We start from the raw sequence: 255 nt of genomic DNA, 5'->3' as shown, positions 1-255 counted from the left end.
ACGTAAATAACATCGTAAGTAATAACGTAAATAACATCGTAAGTAATAACGTAAATAACATCGTAAGTAATAACGTAAATAACATCGTAAGTAATAACGTAAATAACATCGTAAGTAATAACGTAAATAACATCGTAAGTAATAACGTAAATAACATCGTAAGTAATAACGTAAATAACATCGTAAGTAATAACGTAAATAACATCGTAAGTAATAACGTAAATAACATCGTAAGTAATAACGTAAATAACATCG

At 25.5% G+C, this 255-nt stretch carries 1 protein-coding gene; it reads right to left on the bottom strand.

The annotated features are described in order from the left end of the window. On the bottom strand, positions 1 to 255 hold a 255-nt coding region (locus HS848_RS13150), incomplete at both ends, for a hypothetical protein (protein WP_198612555.1).

Source organism: Staphylococcus caledonicus, from assembly GCF_016238465.1.
Lineage (GTDB): Bacteria > Bacillota > Bacilli > Staphylococcales > Staphylococcaceae > Staphylococcus > Staphylococcus caledonicus.
Note: the sequence above shows the minus strand (reverse complement) of the source record. Positions and strands in the feature narration are given on the sequence as shown.